This is a genomic window from Pseudomonas sp. HD6515 (genome assembly GCF_024971855.1).
Lineage (GTDB): Bacteria > Pseudomonadota > Gammaproteobacteria > Pseudomonadales > Pseudomonadaceae > Aquipseudomonas > Aquipseudomonas alloputida.
In genome coordinates this window covers 4,645,174-4,659,300 of sequence record NZ_CP079827.1, presented here as the reverse complement: position 1 = coordinate 4,659,300, position 14,127 = coordinate 4,645,174, and the positions used below count along the sequence as shown (strand labels likewise).

The 14,127-nt window shown below is 61.9% G+C and carries 13 protein-coding genes and 1 tRNA gene; 6 read left to right on the top strand and 8 right to left on the bottom strand.

Annotation, left to right across the window (positions count from 1 at the left end):
* Positions 1–11: 11 nt before the first annotated feature.
* Positions 12–950 carry a ZIP family metal transporter gene (locus KW568_RS21660; RefSeq protein WP_003252816.1) on the bottom strand — a complete coding sequence of 313 codons (939 nt, stop codon included), beginning with the start codon at positions 948–950 and terminating at the stop codon, positions 12–14.
* A 126-nt stretch (positions 951–1,076) separates the two neighbouring features.
* Here KW568_RS21660 and KW568_RS21655 point away from each other — a divergent pair, with 126 nt between their 5' ends.
* From KW568_RS21655 to KW568_RS21640, 4 genes are all read left to right on the top strand, one after another.
* Complete coding sequence (locus tag KW568_RS21655) at positions 1,077–1,268, top strand: PLDc N-terminal domain-containing protein (protein WP_003252818.1); 192 nt, start codon at positions 1,077–1,079, stop codon at positions 1,266–1,268.
* Positions 1,269–1,407: 139 nt separating this feature from the next.
* Positions 1,408–3,465, top strand: coding sequence for an LTA synthase family protein (locus KW568_RS21650; RefSeq protein WP_259536746.1), 2,058 nt, complete (start codon positions 1,408–1,410; stop codon positions 3,463–3,465).
* 205 nt (positions 3,466–3,670) lie between these two features.
* Complete coding sequence (locus KW568_RS21645) at positions 3,671–3,907, top strand: hypothetical protein (protein WP_003252823.1); 237 nt, start codon at positions 3,671–3,673, stop codon at positions 3,905–3,907.
* 174 nt (positions 3,908–4,081) lie between these two features.
* On the top strand, positions 4,082–4,414 hold the full coding sequence (locus tag KW568_RS21640) for a ribonuclease E inhibitor RraB (RefSeq protein ID WP_003252824.1): 333 nt from the start codon (positions 4,082–4,084) through the stop codon (positions 4,412–4,414).
* A 246-nt stretch (positions 4,415–4,660) separates the two neighbouring features.
* Here the strand turns inward: KW568_RS21640 and KW568_RS21635 are convergent, their stop codons facing one another.
* Positions 4,661–5,461, bottom strand: coding sequence for a cytochrome c (locus KW568_RS21635; RefSeq protein WP_173880985.1), 801 nt, complete (start codon positions 5,459–5,461; stop codon positions 4,661–4,663).
* Between the two features lie 526 nt (positions 5,462–5,987).
* Here KW568_RS21635 and KW568_RS21630 point away from each other — a divergent pair.
* On the top strand, positions 5,988–6,722 hold the full coding sequence (locus KW568_RS21630; protein WP_003252828.1) for an amidotransferase: 735 nt from the start codon (positions 5,988–5,990) through the stop codon (positions 6,720–6,722).
* Positions 6,723–6,823: 101 nt separating this feature from the next.
* Here the strand turns inward: KW568_RS21630 and KW568_RS21625 are convergent, their stop codons facing one another.
* From KW568_RS21625 to KW568_RS21615, 3 genes are all read right to left on the bottom strand, one after another.
* Positions 6,824–7,795: a magnesium and cobalt transport protein CorA gene (locus KW568_RS21625; RefSeq protein WP_003252830.1), complete on the bottom strand. Its 972-nt coding sequence runs from the start codon at positions 7,793–7,795 to the stop codon at positions 6,824–6,826.
* A gap of 68 nt (positions 7,796–7,863) precedes the next feature.
* Entirely contained in the window at positions 7,864–8,577 is a 714-nt protein-coding gene (locus KW568_RS21620; protein WP_003252832.1) for a 1-acyl-sn-glycerol-3-phosphate acyltransferase, read from the bottom strand.
* A 120-nt stretch (positions 8,578–8,697) separates the two neighbouring features.
* Positions 8,698–9,387: a crotonase/enoyl-CoA hydratase family protein gene (locus tag KW568_RS21615; RefSeq protein ID WP_003252834.1), complete on the bottom strand. Its 690-nt coding sequence runs from the start codon at positions 9,385–9,387 to the stop codon at positions 8,698–8,700.
* Between the two features lie 198 nt (positions 9,388–9,585).
* Between KW568_RS21615 and KW568_RS21610 the strand changes: the two genes are divergently transcribed.
* Positions 9,586–9,675: transfer RNA gene (locus tag KW568_RS21610), tRNA-Ser, on the top strand.
* Between the two features lie 232 nt (positions 9,676–9,907).
* On the opposite strand, the gene KW568_RS21605 is transcribed toward KW568_RS21610, so the two are convergent.
* From KW568_RS21605 to KW568_RS21595, 3 genes are all read right to left on the bottom strand, one after another.
* Positions 9,908–12,040 (bottom strand): TonB-dependent siderophore receptor, encoded by a 2,133-nt coding sequence (locus KW568_RS21605; RefSeq protein WP_259536738.1) that lies wholly within the window; start codon positions 12,038–12,040, stop codon positions 9,908–9,910.
* A gap of 304 nt (positions 12,041–12,344) precedes the next feature.
* A complete protein-coding gene (locus tag KW568_RS21600) occupies positions 12,345–12,725 on the bottom strand; it encodes a hypothetical protein (protein WP_003252855.1) in 381 nt (126 codons plus the stop codon).
* Between the two features lie 214 nt (positions 12,726–12,939).
* On the bottom strand, positions 12,940–14,127 hold the full coding sequence (locus KW568_RS21595) for an MFS transporter (RefSeq protein WP_054889472.1): 1,188 nt from the start codon (positions 14,125–14,127) through the stop codon (positions 12,940–12,942).

Here is a 14,127-nt window from a genome sequence, read left to right as displayed (position 1 = left end):
AATATCAATCTTCAGCCCAGCGCAGTGTCGAGAAACATCATCACCGCAAACCCACCCATCAACCCCAGGGTCGCCGCTGTCTGGTGCCCGTTGCGGTGGGTTTCGGGGATCACCTCGTGGCTGACCACAAAGATCATCGCCCCCGCCGCCAGCCCCATGCTGATCGGGTAGGCGAGGGCAAAGCCGGTAGAAATCCCCAGCCCGATCACCGCCCCTAGCGGCTCCATCAGGCCCGACCCTATCGCCACCAACGCGGCCTTCAGGTTGGAAAGCCCCGTGGCGCGCAAGGCCAGTGCCACGGCCAGCCCCTCGGGGATGTCCTGGATGGCGATGGCACTGGTCAGCGGCAGGCCGATGTTCATGTCGCCATTGGCAAAGCTCACGCCAATCGCCATGCCTTCAGGCAGGTTGTGCAGGGTAATCGCCAGCACAAACAGCCACACCCGGCTGATGCGCTCGGCTTCGGGGCCGCACGGGCCGGTGCTTTCGTGTTCATGCGGGGTGAAGCGGTCCAGGCCCAGCATCAGCAGCACACCCAGGCCCATGCCCAGCACCACGGTAAACGCAGCGGCCGGGCCGTTGCCCGTGATCTCGCGGGCAGCCTCCAGGCCCGGCAAAATCAGCGAAAACGAGCTGGCGGCCAGCATCATGCCGGCAGCAAAGCCCAGCATCACGTCCTGGGTGCGCGCGTTGACATCGCGCAGCACCACTGCCAGCACGGCGCCCAGTGCGGTGGCCCCAAAGCCGGACAACCCGCCCAGCATGGCCAGGTGCAGGTTGTCGGCATGGTCGCCGTTCACCGCGTTCCAGAGGCTGGCGGCCAGCAGCACGCACACCGCCAGCAGGCTCAGCCCCAGGCCGGCGCTGAGCCAGGGGGTATCGGTAACCTGCTGGCGCCAGGCCTGCAGCAGTGAAGAGGGGGCGGCGCTTTGGCTGTGGGTGGGTGGCATGCGAACCTCGAATCAGTGAATGCAGTCAGTCTACCGAGGGACCTGCGACATCCGCCAAGGATTCCCTTCTATTGCTGCGATAGCTGACTATGCTGTGCAGCAAAGCCTCTGGACAGGAATTCAGACATGGGATCTACCTTCAACAGCCTGGTCGGGCTGATCATTCTGGCGCTGGATATCTGGGCCATTCTCAACGTGATCAAGAGTGGCAGCGAGGTGGGCATCAAGGTGTTGTGGATCTTGTTGATTGCCTTGTTGCCGGTGGTGGGGCTGGTGATCTGGGCGATTGCCGGGCCGCGGGGAAATGTGCGGCTCTAGGCGCGTTACTGACATAGCCAGTAATAGGGCCGTGACAAAATTTTCACATTGGTTTAAACAGAATCCGCACCCGCATAATGCTGCGTTGGCCTAGCGCCATCGCCTCTTCGCAAACCGCAATCCTAGGACCTTCCCATTCATGGCTAACACGGACGCCTTGAAGCAACAGGGCGCGCGAACGTCATTTTCGCCGACCTTGAAATCCCACCTGGCCTATACGCTGCTCAGCGGCCTGGTGATCATGCTGATGCTCAGCCTCGTGCGCCTGGCGCTGCTGGCCTACAACAACGACATGGTCGGCGATACCCCTTATTCGACGGTCGCCGAAGGCTTCCTCAACGGCTTGCGCTTCGACCTGCGGGTGGTGGTTTACATCAGTATTCCGCTGCTGCTGGCCATCCTCAGCCCCTGGGCCATGGCCCGGCGTGGCGTGTTCCGTTTCTGGCTGACCCTCTCTTCGAGCGTGGTGATGTTCCTCGGCCTGATGGAAATGGACTTCTACCGCGAGTTCCACCAGCGCCTCAACGGCCTGGTTTTCCAATACATCAAGGAAGACCCGAAAACCGTCATGAGCATGCTCTGGTACGGTTTCCCGGTGGTCCGCTACCTGCTGGCCTGGGCCTTCGGGACCTGGCTGCTGAGCCTGCTGTTCAAAGGTATCGATCGCGCCACCCGTGCCGAAGGCCTGTACCGCGTTGCCCCGTGGTACAAGCGCCTGGCGGTATTCATGGTGATCTTGCTGGTGGCCGTGGTCGCTGCCCGTGGCACCCTGCGCCAGGGCCCGCCGATGCGCTGGGGTGATGCCTTCACCACGGACTCCAACTTCGTCAACCAGCTGGGCCTGAACGGCACCCTGACCCTGATCGACGCTGCCAAGAGCCGTTTTGGCGAGGACCGTGCCAACATCTGGAAGCCAGTCCTGCAGCAGGACGTGGCCACGCAAAGTGTGCGTGAGCAACTGCTGACCGCCCACGACACGCTGGTCGACGCCGACGAAGCCGCTATCCGCCGCGACTTTGTGCCGCCGGCTGACCGTACCCTGCCGATCAAGAACGTGGTGGTGATCCTGATGGAAAGCTTCGCCGGCCACTCGGTAGGCGCGCTTGGCAGCCCCAACAACATCACCCCGTACTTCGACAAGCTGGCCAAAGAAGGCCTGCTGTTCGACCGCTTCTTCTCCAACGGCACCCATACCCACCAGGGCATGTTCGCCACCATGGCCTGCTTCCCCAACCTGCCAGGTTTCGAATACCTGATGCAGACCCCGGAAGGCGGCCATAAGCTGTCGGGCCTGCCGGCGCTGCTCAGCGCCCGTGACTACGACGACGTGTACGTCTACAACGGCGACTTTGCCTGGGACAACCAGTCCGGGTTCTTCGGCAACCAGGGGATGACCACCTTCATCGGCCGTAATGACTTCGTCAACCCGGTGTTCTCCGACCCGACCTGGGGTGTGTCCGACCAGGACATGTTCGACCGCGGCAACGAAGAGCTGGCCAAGCATGATGGCAAGAAGCCGATCTACGCGCTGCTGCAGACGCTGTCCAACCACACGCCGTATGCCCTGCCGAAGGATTTGCCGGTAGAGAAAGTGACCGGCCAGGGCCGTCTGGACGAGCACCTGACCGCCATGCGTTATTCGGACTGGGCGCTGGGCCAGTTCTTCGAGAAGGCGCGTAAAGAGCCTTACTTCAAGGACACCCTGTTCGTCATCGTCGGTGACCATGGCTTTGGCAACCACCAGCAGGTTACCGAGCTGGACCTGGGCCGCTTCAACGTGCCGCTGCTGCTGATTGCCCCGGGCATTCAGGAGAAGTTCGGTGCGGTGAACCACACTGTGGGTACCCAGGTCGACATCGTGCCGACCATCATGGGCCGCCTGGGTGGCAAGGCTCGCCACCAGTGCTGGGGGCGTGACCTGCTCAACCTGCCCGAGGGTGACCAGGGCGTGGGCATGATCAAGCCGTCGGGCAGCGAGCAGATTGTCGGGCTGGTGCAGGGTGACCGTATCCTGATCGAGTCCAAAGACATGAGCCCGCGGATGTACCGCTACCAGTTGGGCAGCGAGTTCAAGGCCGAACTGATCGAAAGCCCGGACCAGCCGGAAATGCTCAAGAAGCTGGAAGCGTATATCCAGACGGCGACCAAGAGCCTGCTGGATAACACCGCTGGCGTGGTGCACGGCACACCGAAGTAAACCGGGGCCGCGTTGCGGCCCATTCGCGGGCTTGCCCGCTCCCACAGGCACGACAAGGGTTAGAACCTTGTGCTGGCCCTGTGCGAGCGGGCAAGCTCGCGAATGGGCCCCGCACATTTTTCCCGGACTGAACATTATCCCCGCCCCAAGGTCAGTTATTCAGGCATCACACACCTGGTGTTCGTTGACTGAGAGGGTCCGTTCAATGAAAGAGTGGGAAGTCATTTTTGCCGACCAGAAGGGCGAACCGTCCACATTGCTGTTGCATGCCGAGCATTGCCCCAGCGAGGAAGACGTTGCGCGGGCCATCCGCTCACACCTGTTTCCGGTGATGGACGAGCTGGACCTCAACGACTTCCAGGACCGTATCATCTCCCCGACCGCACGCTGGCTCAAAGAGCATAGTGGTGTGACCATCACCAGCATTCACGAAGTCCCCTGAACCACACGTTTGCGTGGTGCCTTGGCAGGCACTACGCTGGAGAAGGGCCTGCCTGTTCTGCGGGTTGGCGCCGCTACAATTCGCGTCTTGCATCAGCTCGAACTGCACGGCCTTTGCCGGCAGGTGCGTAGTGCACGGAAAGTCTATCCATTGCTTTATTCAGGAGGACGATTCATGAGCAGCCAGAACGACGATATCAGCAGCAACGTCCTGCGCCAGATGAAAGCAGGCGGTTTCGACTTCACCCAGATCCACCCCATCGAGTTCTATGCCGTATTCCCGGACGAAGCAGGGGCCCGTCGTGCAGCCGGGCAGTTTCGCGGGGAATCGCTCAATGCCCAGGTGAAGGAGCTGGGCGACGGTGCCTGGCACCTGGAACTGAGCAAGGTCATGTACGCCACCCATGGCGGGATTGGCGACTTTGAAGAGGCCTTCGAGCAGTTGGTGACACCGTATGGGGGTGAGGTGGAAGGGTGGGGCGTCAAGCACGAACGGCTCACGGCCTGACAGTTTTGTGTTGGCCCGTTCGCGGGTTAACCCGCGCCTACACGGTGATGGAGGGTGGACACCCCCTGCCGTTGTAGGAGCGGGTTCACCCGCGAATACGGTGGCGGCGGCAACGAAGAACGGCCGGGGATATTGGCCAGCAGGACCGGCCCTTTCGCGGGTAAACCCGCTCCTACGACGGTCTGTGTTCACCCCCCGGTGTGTGTCCACCACCGTGTAGGCGCGGGTTTACCCGCGAAGAGGCCCTCAAGGCTTACGCGCTGCCATGTGCCCCAAATAGGCCAGCAGCGCATCCAGTTCCTGTTCACTCAACACACTTTCGGCAAACCCCGGCATCTTCGCCTGCGGCCACCGCCGCAGGCTTTGCGGGTCGCGTATCAACTTGCGTAAATAAACCGGCTGAAAATACTCGGTCGGGTTATACGGTACATTCAAGTCCGGCCCCACCTGCCCATCCCCCGCACCGTTCAACCGGTGGCACACCAGGCAATTCTGCTGGAACAGGGCAAAGCCCTGGCGCACCGGGCTGTCGGCCGGCAGCTTCGGGTCGGGTAGCAGCGCAGGAAACCGCTGGTCCACCGGGGCCAGCTTGCGAAGGGTGGCGATCTGGAATGGCCACTGCTCAGGGCGGATGCCGCTGGCCTGCGGCGCAGTCCACACCAGGTAGAACGGCCCGGCACTTGGCTTGCCTGGACCCAGTGACGGCCACGGCGTGTCGGGGTCTTCCACGGCCAGCCAGGCCCGTGCCGGCCCTTGCTGCAGCAAGGGCGCAGCGGGCATTTCGGCGGCAAAACCATCCAGCGCCACGGCCTGCAGGTGATCGCTGGCAGTCACGCCTTTCAGCAGCGTGACCAGTGGCACCGCCCGATAGTGCATGGGGCGTTTGTAGGATACGTCCTGTTCGATGCTGATGTCCTGGGCCTCAGGGTGGCCAAGCAGTTCGGCGCTGCTCCACTGGCGCGGTGTCGCGCCCAGTTCAAGGTGCAGTTGCGCCGCCGACAATTGCAGGCTCAGGAGCAACGCTAGCAGGGCAAGGCAGTGGCGCATAGGCGATCTCCGACCATCAAGGCCAGCAGGTTACCTGTGCGTTGCCCGTTGGCGCCACCGCCGCAGTCAGCCAAACAAACGTGTCAGGTTCGGCAAGATCAACAGCAACGTGGTGGCAAATAAAATGAGCCCAGCTTGGCGAATTTTCGATTGTCTGAACATGGCGGACCGCCTTCTTGTTGTTATTCCTGAATACCCGTTGGCTTCCTTGTCGCGCTTCGGGTCGATCACAGCGGCGTTGAATGGCGCCGGACTGCTTGCCGCTTGAAAGTGGATATACCTTCAACAGTAGGGTGTGCGTTATCCATATTTGAGAACCCTTTGTTCTAACCGTGCACTAAAACCATTCCTCTGGCTATGAGGCTAAGTGCTATCTAGCTGACACGCTCTATCTAGACAGTGGCGCAAGTACCCGGCAGGCGCCGACGAAATGTGACCGTTCGTCAGTGCAGCCTACTTGCTTGTACGTGCCTTTCGCGGCAGTCTCTACAGCAGATTCCCACCCATGTCGTTCAGGACTACCCCTATGTCGTTACGCATCTGCATCCTTGAAACCGATGTCCTGCGACCGGAGTTGACGGCGCAATATCAGGGCTACGGCAGGATGTTCGAGCAGCTCTTCTCGCGTCAGCCGATTGCCGCCGAATTTTGTGTGTACAACGTGATGCACGGCGACTATCCCGCCGACAGTGAAAAGTTCGATGCCTACCTTGTGACGGGCAGCAAGGCCGATTCGTTCGGTACCGACCCGTGGATCCAGACGCTAAAGGCCTACCTGCTCAAGCTGTACGAGCGCGGTGAAAAGCTGCTGGGCGTGTGTTTTGGCCACCAGTTGCTGGCCTTGACCCTGGGTGGCAAGGCCGAGCGGGCTGAGCAAGGCTGGGGCGTGGGTATTCATCGCTACTCGTTGGCGGCGCATGCGCCCTGGATGGACCCGGAGGTGTCGGAGCTGACCTTGCTGATCAGTCACCAGGACCAGGTGACCGAACTGCCGGAAGGCGCTACGGTGATTGCCTCCAGCGATTTCTGCCCGAATGCGGCGTACCACATTCGCGACCAGGTGCTGTGCTTCCAGGGTCACCCGGAATTCGTGCATGACTACTCCCGCGCACTGCTCGATGCGCGCCAGGAATACCTGGGTGACGAGGTGTACCACAAGGCCGTTGCCAGCCTGGCCACCGAGCACCAGGGTGATTTGGTAGGGGAGTGGATGTTGCGGTTCATCCAGCAGCCATCAAAGGCCAGCGACAGCGCCGCTTAATCGGTGGCAACCCTTCGCGGGCACGCCCGCTCCCACAGGTTGCGCACAATGCTGAAAATTGTGAGCCACCTGAGGGAGCGGGCGCGCCCGCGAAGAGGCCATCAAAGCCAACCCGATTTCTTGAAGCTGGCATACAACCCGGCACACCCCGTCACAATCACCCCCAATACCGCGAAGTAACCGTAGTGCCAGCTCAGCTCCGGCATGTTCTGGAAGTTCATCCCGTAAACCCCGGCAATGGCCGTAGGGAATGCCAGAATCGCCGCCCAGGCCGCGAATTTGCGCTGCACGATGCTTTGCCGTGACGATTCCAGCAGCATGCCGATCTCGATCGTCTGGCTGGCAATGTCGCGGATGCCGGCCAAGTCTTCCATCTGCCGTGTCACGTGAATTTGCACATCACGAAAGTACGGGCGCATGTTCTTGTCGATGAACGGGAAGCTCAGGCGCTGCAGTTCTTCGCTCACTTCAACCAGGGGTGCCACGTAGCGGCGCAGGCGCAGGATGTCACGGCGCAGGCTGTGCAGGCGGCGGATGTCGTCTTCCCGCAGCGAGCCGCCCAGTACGCTTTCCTCCAGCGCTTCGATCTCGCCATGAATGGCCTCGCTGACCGGTTGGTAGTTCTCGGTGACGAAGTCGAGCAGGGCGTACAGCACGAAGTCTTCGCCATGTTCCAGCAGCAGGGGCCGAGCCTCGCAGCGCTGGCGGACCATGGCGTAGGATTTGGAGTGGCCGTTGCGGCAGGTGATGATGTAGCCGTTGCCCGCGAAGATATGGGTCTCGATGAATTCCAGTTTGCCTTCGTGGCGCACTGGCGAATAAGTGACGATGAACAACGCGTCACCGAAGGTTTCCAGCTTGGGCCGGCTGTGTTTTTCCAGGGCATCTTCGATGGCCAGTTCGTGCAGGTTGAACTGCGACTGCAGGTTGGCCAGCTCTTCGGCATTGGGCTCTTCCAGGCCGATCCACACAAAATGCCCCGGCTTGCGCGCCCACTCGCTGCCTTCGTCGATGCTGATGTTGGTGACCTTTCTGCCGGCGCTGTACACCGCCGATGCCACGACTCGACCCATGGTTGTCCGCTTATTCGATTGAACACGGATACAGCTTGGGCTGTACCCGGCTCCAGAGCAACCCCGGATCAGGCCAGTTCTTTTTCCATGCGGTCAATGCACTGCTGCATTTGCACCCGGCATTGCTCGATCAGCGCGGGCAGGTCCTGCAGCGTCATGCCCGTCGTGGCAATGGGCGGCAGCGAGCGCACAATCACCGTGCGCTGGCGCCAGCTGTTCAGGCTCAGGCGCCTGGCATAGCGGCTGACGCAGACCGGCACGATCGGCACACCGGCCTCGATGGCCATGTGAAACGCGCCTTTCTTGAACGCCAGCAAATGCTCGCCGGGATTGCGGGTGCCTTCGGGGAAAATCCAGATCGAGGTGTCGTCCTGCAGAACCCGGGTGGTCTTCTGTATGGCCCTGCGTGCCTGATAGGCATTCTTGCGGTCGACCAGCACGTTGCCGCCCAGCCAGAACAATTGGCCGAACAGCGGGATCCAGCCCAGGCTCTTCTTGCCGATGGCGACGGTGCGTTGCGGCACCACTTGGCCCAGCACGAACAGGTCGAAGTTGGACTGGTGGTTGGCCACGATCACACACCCGGGTGGATGGTCCCACAATGGGCCGACTTCGGCCTTGACCTTGATGCGCATCAGCCAGGTGGCCGGCAAGCTGTAGAGCCGGGCGAAAACGCGGCTGTTGTCAGGGTTGAAGGGGCGGCACAGGCCAATGAGCAGGCCCACGGCGCCAACGGCAAGAAAATGCAGCCCCAGCAGGAACATACGCAATGAATAAAGCATGGTACGGCTCACACCAGACGGTCGCGGGGCAGTGTACGGGTGTGCACTGGTTGGGGCAAACCTTGGTGCAGGCCTGTTCCGGCCTTTTCGCGGGCAAGCCCGCGAAAAGGGCCCGTGCGTCTAGCCCATATGCTGCTGATCCAGCTCGATCGCCTTGTCCAGCGCCTCCAGCAGCCCTTTGCGCACTTTCAGCTTGGTGTTCTTGTGCGCCAGCATGTTCAGCTTCTTCAGCTCTCGTGCTGCAGTCATTGCCGCTTCCTGCAACTGCTCGGCCGGTACCACCTTGTCGAGGAAGCCGGCATCCACGGCACCCTGCGGGTCAAACACTTCGGCATTGATCACCGAGCGGTGGAAGGCCGAGCGGCGCAGGCGGTCGCGGGCCAGTTCAATGCCGGCGTGGTGCATGGTCATGCCGATTTGCACTTCGTTCAGGCATACCTTGTATGGCCCATCGACGCCAATGCGGTAGTCGGCCGACAGCAGCAGGAAGGCGCCCTTGGCCACGGCATTGCCGGGGCAGGCGACCACCACCGGGAACGGGTGCGACAGCAGCCGGCGGGCGAGGGTGGAACCGGCGGTGACCAGGCTGATGGCGTCTTTGGGGCCGCGGGTCATTACCTTGAGGTCGTAACCGCCTGACAGAATGCCCGGCTGCCCGGTGATGATCACTACTGCACGCTCCTCGGTAGCGCGGTCCAGCGCTGCATTGAAGGCAGTGATGACGTCCGGCGAGATGGCATTGACCTTGCCGTTGTTCAGGGTAAGGGTGGCGATGCCGTCTTCGGCGTGGTAGGTAATCAGCTCGCTCATGGCAGAGTCCTTTTGTTGGCGTGGCGACGACGTTACCCAGCGCCAGGGGCGAGGTAAAGCAGCAAGGCTGACTGGTCGGTCAGTGCTCATGGCAGCCCAAGTGCAAATACATGAAAAAATTGAAAAAAATGCTTGCCAAAGGGAAAGTCTTTCACTAAATTAGCGCACCTCGACAGGCCGCAAGGCTTGAAGAGAAACGGTGAAGTGTCCGAGTGGTCGAAGGAGCACGCCTGGAAAGTGTGTATACGAGAAATCGTATCAAGGGTTCAAATCCCTTCTTCACCGCCACATTCTACGAAGAGCCCCCGCGCTGAAAAGCACGGGGGCTTTTTGTTTTTAAGGCCATTGGGGCTGCTGCGCAGCCCATCGCGCCAGCTTTTAGAAATTGAGCAAGACAGTTGCTCCCACGGGCAATTGGAGTGCCCCCAAGAAGTTGGACACCAATCCAACCCTTGGGGGCAGTCCACACCTGTGGGAGCGGCCTTGTGTCGCGAAAGGGCCGCAGAGCGGCCCCGGCAATCTAGAAGCTGATCGAAGCCGAAAGCCGAGCGGTACGCGGTGCCCCCTGGAACAGGTAGTTATCCCCCAGGTAATCGCCCACATCGCGCCAGTATCGCTTGTCCAGCACGTTATCCACCGTCAGCCGCAGCACCGTGTCATACCCGGCAACACGGGTACTGTAGCGGCTGCCAAGGTCGAACACGGTATAACCGCCAACCTCCACATTGCCCGCCTGGCTCGCATACTTGCTGGCGCTATACCGCGCCCCGCCAAGCAGCGCCAGCCCCGGAACCGGCAGGGCATATTCCGCATGCAGCGCCGCCCGGAATTTAGGCACGTTGATCGCCTGGTGCCCTTCGTAGGCTTCGGTGCCGCTGTTCTGCACCCGCGCCCGAATGGCTGCCGCACTGGCCTGTACCTGCAGGTTCGGGGTCACCCGGCCGCTGGCACCCAGTTCCAGGCCGGTATTTTTCTGCTGGCCTTGCTGCACGTAGGTGAAGTTGCCGGTGCCGTCCGGGCGCGCGTACTGGTAAGCCTGGCGGATCTGGAACAGGGCGGCACTCAGGCTCAGGCCTTGCCAGTCGTGCTTGAGGCCAAGTTCAAGTTGGCGGGAGGTGGTGGGTGCAAGGATCTCGAATCTGTTCTCAGTGGAAAATGGTGCGGTACCGCCTGCAGACAGCCCTTTGGCGTAGCTCGCATATACAGTGGTGTTCGGCTGCAGCTTATAGATAACTGCAGCATTGGGCAGCAGCTCGTATTGGCGGGTATGGCGCCCGGCTATGCCGTTCTCGTCCCAGGTCTTTTCATCCAGGCGCACTTCACGGGCACCCAGCACGGTCTGCCATTGCTCGTTGAAGCTGATTCGATCGCTGACGAACAAGCCGTACTGACGGCTGTCCAGTCGGCGCTCGCTGGCGCCTACGGGTTTGTCGGACGGGTCGAATGCAGGGGCGCCGGTGTTGATGTTGCCGGTGCCGACCCATTCCATATAGCTGGGGCGCTGATCCAGTGTGCGTCGCTGCGCACTGGTACCCACGGTCAGCTCGTGCCCTACGCCCAGCGCATCGAAGTGCCCGTTGAGCATGGCCTGTGCCTCGTCGGTACGGCGGGTATCGTCGGGGCTGCGGAAGTCATAGATGTCGTAGTCGCCATTGCTGCCGAAAAACGCCCCCTCGCTCGAACCCCAGGCAAACGCGCTGTAGTCGTCGATCACCACTTTGCTGCGGGAGGCGCTCAAGGTGCCGGTCCAGGAATCGTTGAAGCGGTATTCGAAGCGGCCGCTCAGGTTCAGTGAGTCGTTCTGCACGGGCTTTGCCCAATGCTGGTAGGCCAGGCGGTCTTCCGGGTCGACGCCGTGTGGCACTTCAGTGCCTCCGAACAGCTGGTAACCCGGCACCGACGACTGTTCGCGGTGTTGATACTCGGTATCCAGCTGCAGGGTGGCATCCGGGTTGATCTGCCAGTCGAATGCCAGCGAGGCGAAGTCGCGCTTGCCGTCAGCGTGGTCGACGTAGGTGCGGATGTCTTCATGGGCCAGGTTGGCGCGCAGGCCGAACTGCTTTTCGCTGCCGAACCAGCCGCCAAGGTCGGTGGCCAGATAGCGTTCGCCCTGTTCGTTGGTCGATACCGTGACGCTGCGTATGTCTTGGGCCCGCTTGGTCACATAGTTGATCAAGCCGCCCGGCTCCGACACGCCGGTCTGCAGCCCGGACAGGCCCTTGAGCAATTCCACCTGCTGCTTGTTTTCCAGGGCTACGTTCTGTTCGCCGGCAATGGTCTGGCCATTGATGCGATAGCTACTGGCGGCGTTCAGCTCGAAGCCGCGCACATTGAAGTTTTCGTAGTAGCCGATGGGGGCATAGCTTTCGCCGACCGAGGCATCACTTTGCAACACTTCGCTAAGCTTGCGTACCTGGCGGTCTTCCAGCAACTGCTGGCTGAACACGCTGACAGAGGCGGGGGTGTCGAGCAGTGGCGCGGGCTGGAAGCCGCCCACAGCGGCCTGGCGTGCCTGGTAGCCATCATTGGCGTAGGTGTCGGAGACCTGCAACGGGGCCAGCATCACGCTGTCTTCGGCAAACACAGAGGGGCACTGCAGGGCCAGGCCCAGGCTGAGCAGGCTCAGGGGCAGGCGGGGGTGATGCGGGGGCATGCGGTGGGGCTCCTGGATGCGCGATACCTGTACTGGCCCTTTCGCGGGTAAACCCGCTCCTACACTGGTTGGTGGTACACCGGTTGGGATACACCCGTTGGTGATGCACCGGGCGGCGATACACCCGTGGGTGATGCACCGGGTGGCGATACACCGGTTGGTGATGCACCAGGAGGTGATACACCGGTTGGTGATACCCCTGTAGGAGCGGGTTTACCCGCGAAGAGGCCGGCACAGGCCATGAAAAAGGCGGCATCTTACCAGCCGCCCTCTACATAAAACGATCCAGGCCCGGCGTATTCAGTCAGCCTGTCTTGATCGGCCGCTTGTGCTGCCGCCAGTTGTCATCGATCTTCGACCAGGTCTTGCCATCGGTAATGGCCATCAGCTTGCGTCCATCCTTGAAGGTGGCCAGAAAGGTTGCTTCTTCTTCCTTGCCACCCAACCACAGCCCGGCCAGCAGCCCTACTGGCCCTGCCACCAGGGCGCCGGCCACGCCCCAGCCCAAGGCGCTGCCAAGGCTGCGGTTGGTTTCCAGGCTGGCCAGCCGCAAGTCGCTGATGCGTGCCAGGGAAATCCGCTCACCGGGTGAGGGGCTGCGCGCGGTCTTGAGTGTGAGCGATCCATTGCGATACTCGCCTTCACCTTGCAAGAAATCGCCGGACTGTACCGTGAGTCTTGTCATAAATTCATCCTGTCAGGGAAAGGGCATTCCAGCGCTTAATGAGCGCTGCCCCGGCAGGCAAGTCAACGGCATTGCGACGGAGGGTAGTGCGGTACTTTGTCGCCGTGGCTGGCCTCTTCGCGGGTATGCCCGTACCCACAGGCGTATCACTGCCCTGAGGTTTGTGAGGCACCTGTGGGAGCGGGCGTGCCCGCGAAGAATCCAGCAAGCATCTTCAGGCCACCTGCAAGGTGTTCTTGCGCTTGCGTTCGGCCCATCCCCAGGCCAGCAACGCCAGCCCGCCAATCACCAGCCCGGCCACCACGATCCCCATCCAGCCCTGGCGCTGGAACAGCTGCGTGCCCAGCAACGACCCAAGCGCCCCGCCAATGAAGTAGCAGGTGATATAACCGGCATTCAGCCGCGTGCGTGCCTCGGGCCGCAGGGCGATCACTGCGTTCTGGTTGCTCACATGCACCAGTTGTACCGCCAGGTCGAGCATCAGCACGCCCAGCAGCAAGGCGAGCAGCGACTGTTCGGCAAACCCCAGCGGCACCCACGACAGCAGCAACACCACCAGGCCCACGGTGGTACCCAGCGCGCCCTTGCCGCGGTCTGCCAGGCGCCCGGCCCAGTTAGCCGACAACGCACCCGCCGCACCGGCCAGGCCGAACAGGCCGATTACTGCATCCGAATAGTGGTAGGGGCCTTTCGCCAGCAGAAACGCCAGGGGTGTCCAGAACAGGGCGAACAGGCTGAATGCCAACAGACCGAGCAGCGAGCGCAGGCGCAGCACGGGCTCTTCGATGAACAGACGGAACACGGAGCCGATCAGTGCCGGGTATTTCAGCCCGGCGTGGCTGTGGTGCTGTGGCAGGCTGCGGTACAGCGCCACGGCGGTAACTGCCATCAGCACGGCGGCCAGCACGTAGATACTGCGCCAGCCACCCAGCTCGGCCATGAAGCCGGCAGCAGTACGCGCCAGCAGGATGCCCAGCAGCAGGCCGCTCATCAGCGTGCCGACCGCGCGCCCACGCTGATGCGGCTCGCTCAGGGTCGCTGCCATCGGCACGAGGATCTGTGCCACCACCGAGAATAGCCCGGTCAGCGCCGTGCCGAGCAGCAGCCAGGGCAGGCTGGGTGCACAGGCGCTGATGACCAGGCCCAGGGTGGAGACAACGGTCATCACGGTAATCAGCCGGCGCTGCTCGAACAGGTCGCCCAGCGGTGCCAGCAGTAACAGGCCGGCGCCATAGCTGAGCTGCGCGGCAATCACGATGCTGCCGGCGCTGGCGGTGCTCAAGCCAAACTGCTGGGCGATGCTGTGCAGCAGCGGTTGGGCGTAATAGTTGCTGGCCACGGCCAGGCCTGTGGCGGTAGCCATCAGCAGGATCAAGGCGCGGCTGAGAGTGGGGGTGTGCAT

Bases quoted from the DNA above. Each gene is read 5' to 3' on its own strand.
- KW568_RS21660 (WP_003252816.1), bottom strand. From the start codon at position 950: ATGCCACCCACCCACAGCCAAAGCGCCGCCCCCTCTTCACTGCTGCAG.
- KW568_RS21620 (WP_003252832.1), bottom strand. From the start codon at position 8,577: ATGCTTTATTCATTGCGTATGTTCCTGCTGGGGCTGCATTTTCTTGCC.
- KW568_RS21625 (WP_003252830.1), bottom strand. From the start codon at position 7,795: ATGGGTCGAGTCGTGGCATCGGCGGTGTACAGCGCCGGCAGAAAGGTC.
- KW568_RS21595 (WP_054889472.1), bottom strand. From the start codon at position 14,127: ATGCACACCCCCACTCTCAGCCGCGCCTTGATCCTGCTGATGGCTACC.
- KW568_RS21600 (WP_003252855.1), bottom strand. From the start codon at position 12,725: ATGACAAGACTCACGGTACAGTCCGGCGATTTCTTGCAAGGTGAAGGC.
- KW568_RS21645 (WP_003252823.1), top strand. From the start codon at position 3,671: ATGAAAGAGTGGGAAGTCATTTTTGCCGACCAGAAGGGCGAACCGTCC.
- KW568_RS21640 (WP_003252824.1), top strand. From the start codon at position 4,082: ATGAGCAGCCAGAACGACGATATCAGCAGCAACGTCCTGCGCCAGATG.
- KW568_RS21605 (WP_259536738.1), bottom strand. From the start codon at position 12,040: ATGCCCCCGCATCACCCCCGCCTGCCCCTGAGCCTGCTCAGCCTGGGC.
- KW568_RS21630 (WP_003252828.1), top strand. From the start codon at position 5,988: ATGTCGTTACGCATCTGCATCCTTGAAACCGATGTCCTGCGACCGGAG.
- KW568_RS21655 (WP_003252818.1), top strand. From the start codon at position 1,077: ATGGGATCTACCTTCAACAGCCTGGTCGGGCTGATCATTCTGGCGCTG.
- KW568_RS21650 (WP_259536746.1), top strand. From the start codon at position 1,408: ATGGCTAACACGGACGCCTTGAAGCAACAGGGCGCGCGAACGTCATTT.
- KW568_RS21635 (WP_173880985.1), bottom strand. From the start codon at position 5,461: ATGCGCCACTGCCTTGCCCTGCTAGCGTTGCTCCTGAGCCTGCAATTG.
- KW568_RS21615 (WP_003252834.1), bottom strand. From the start codon at position 9,387: ATGAGCGAGCTGATTACCTACCACGCCGAAGACGGCATCGCCACCCTT.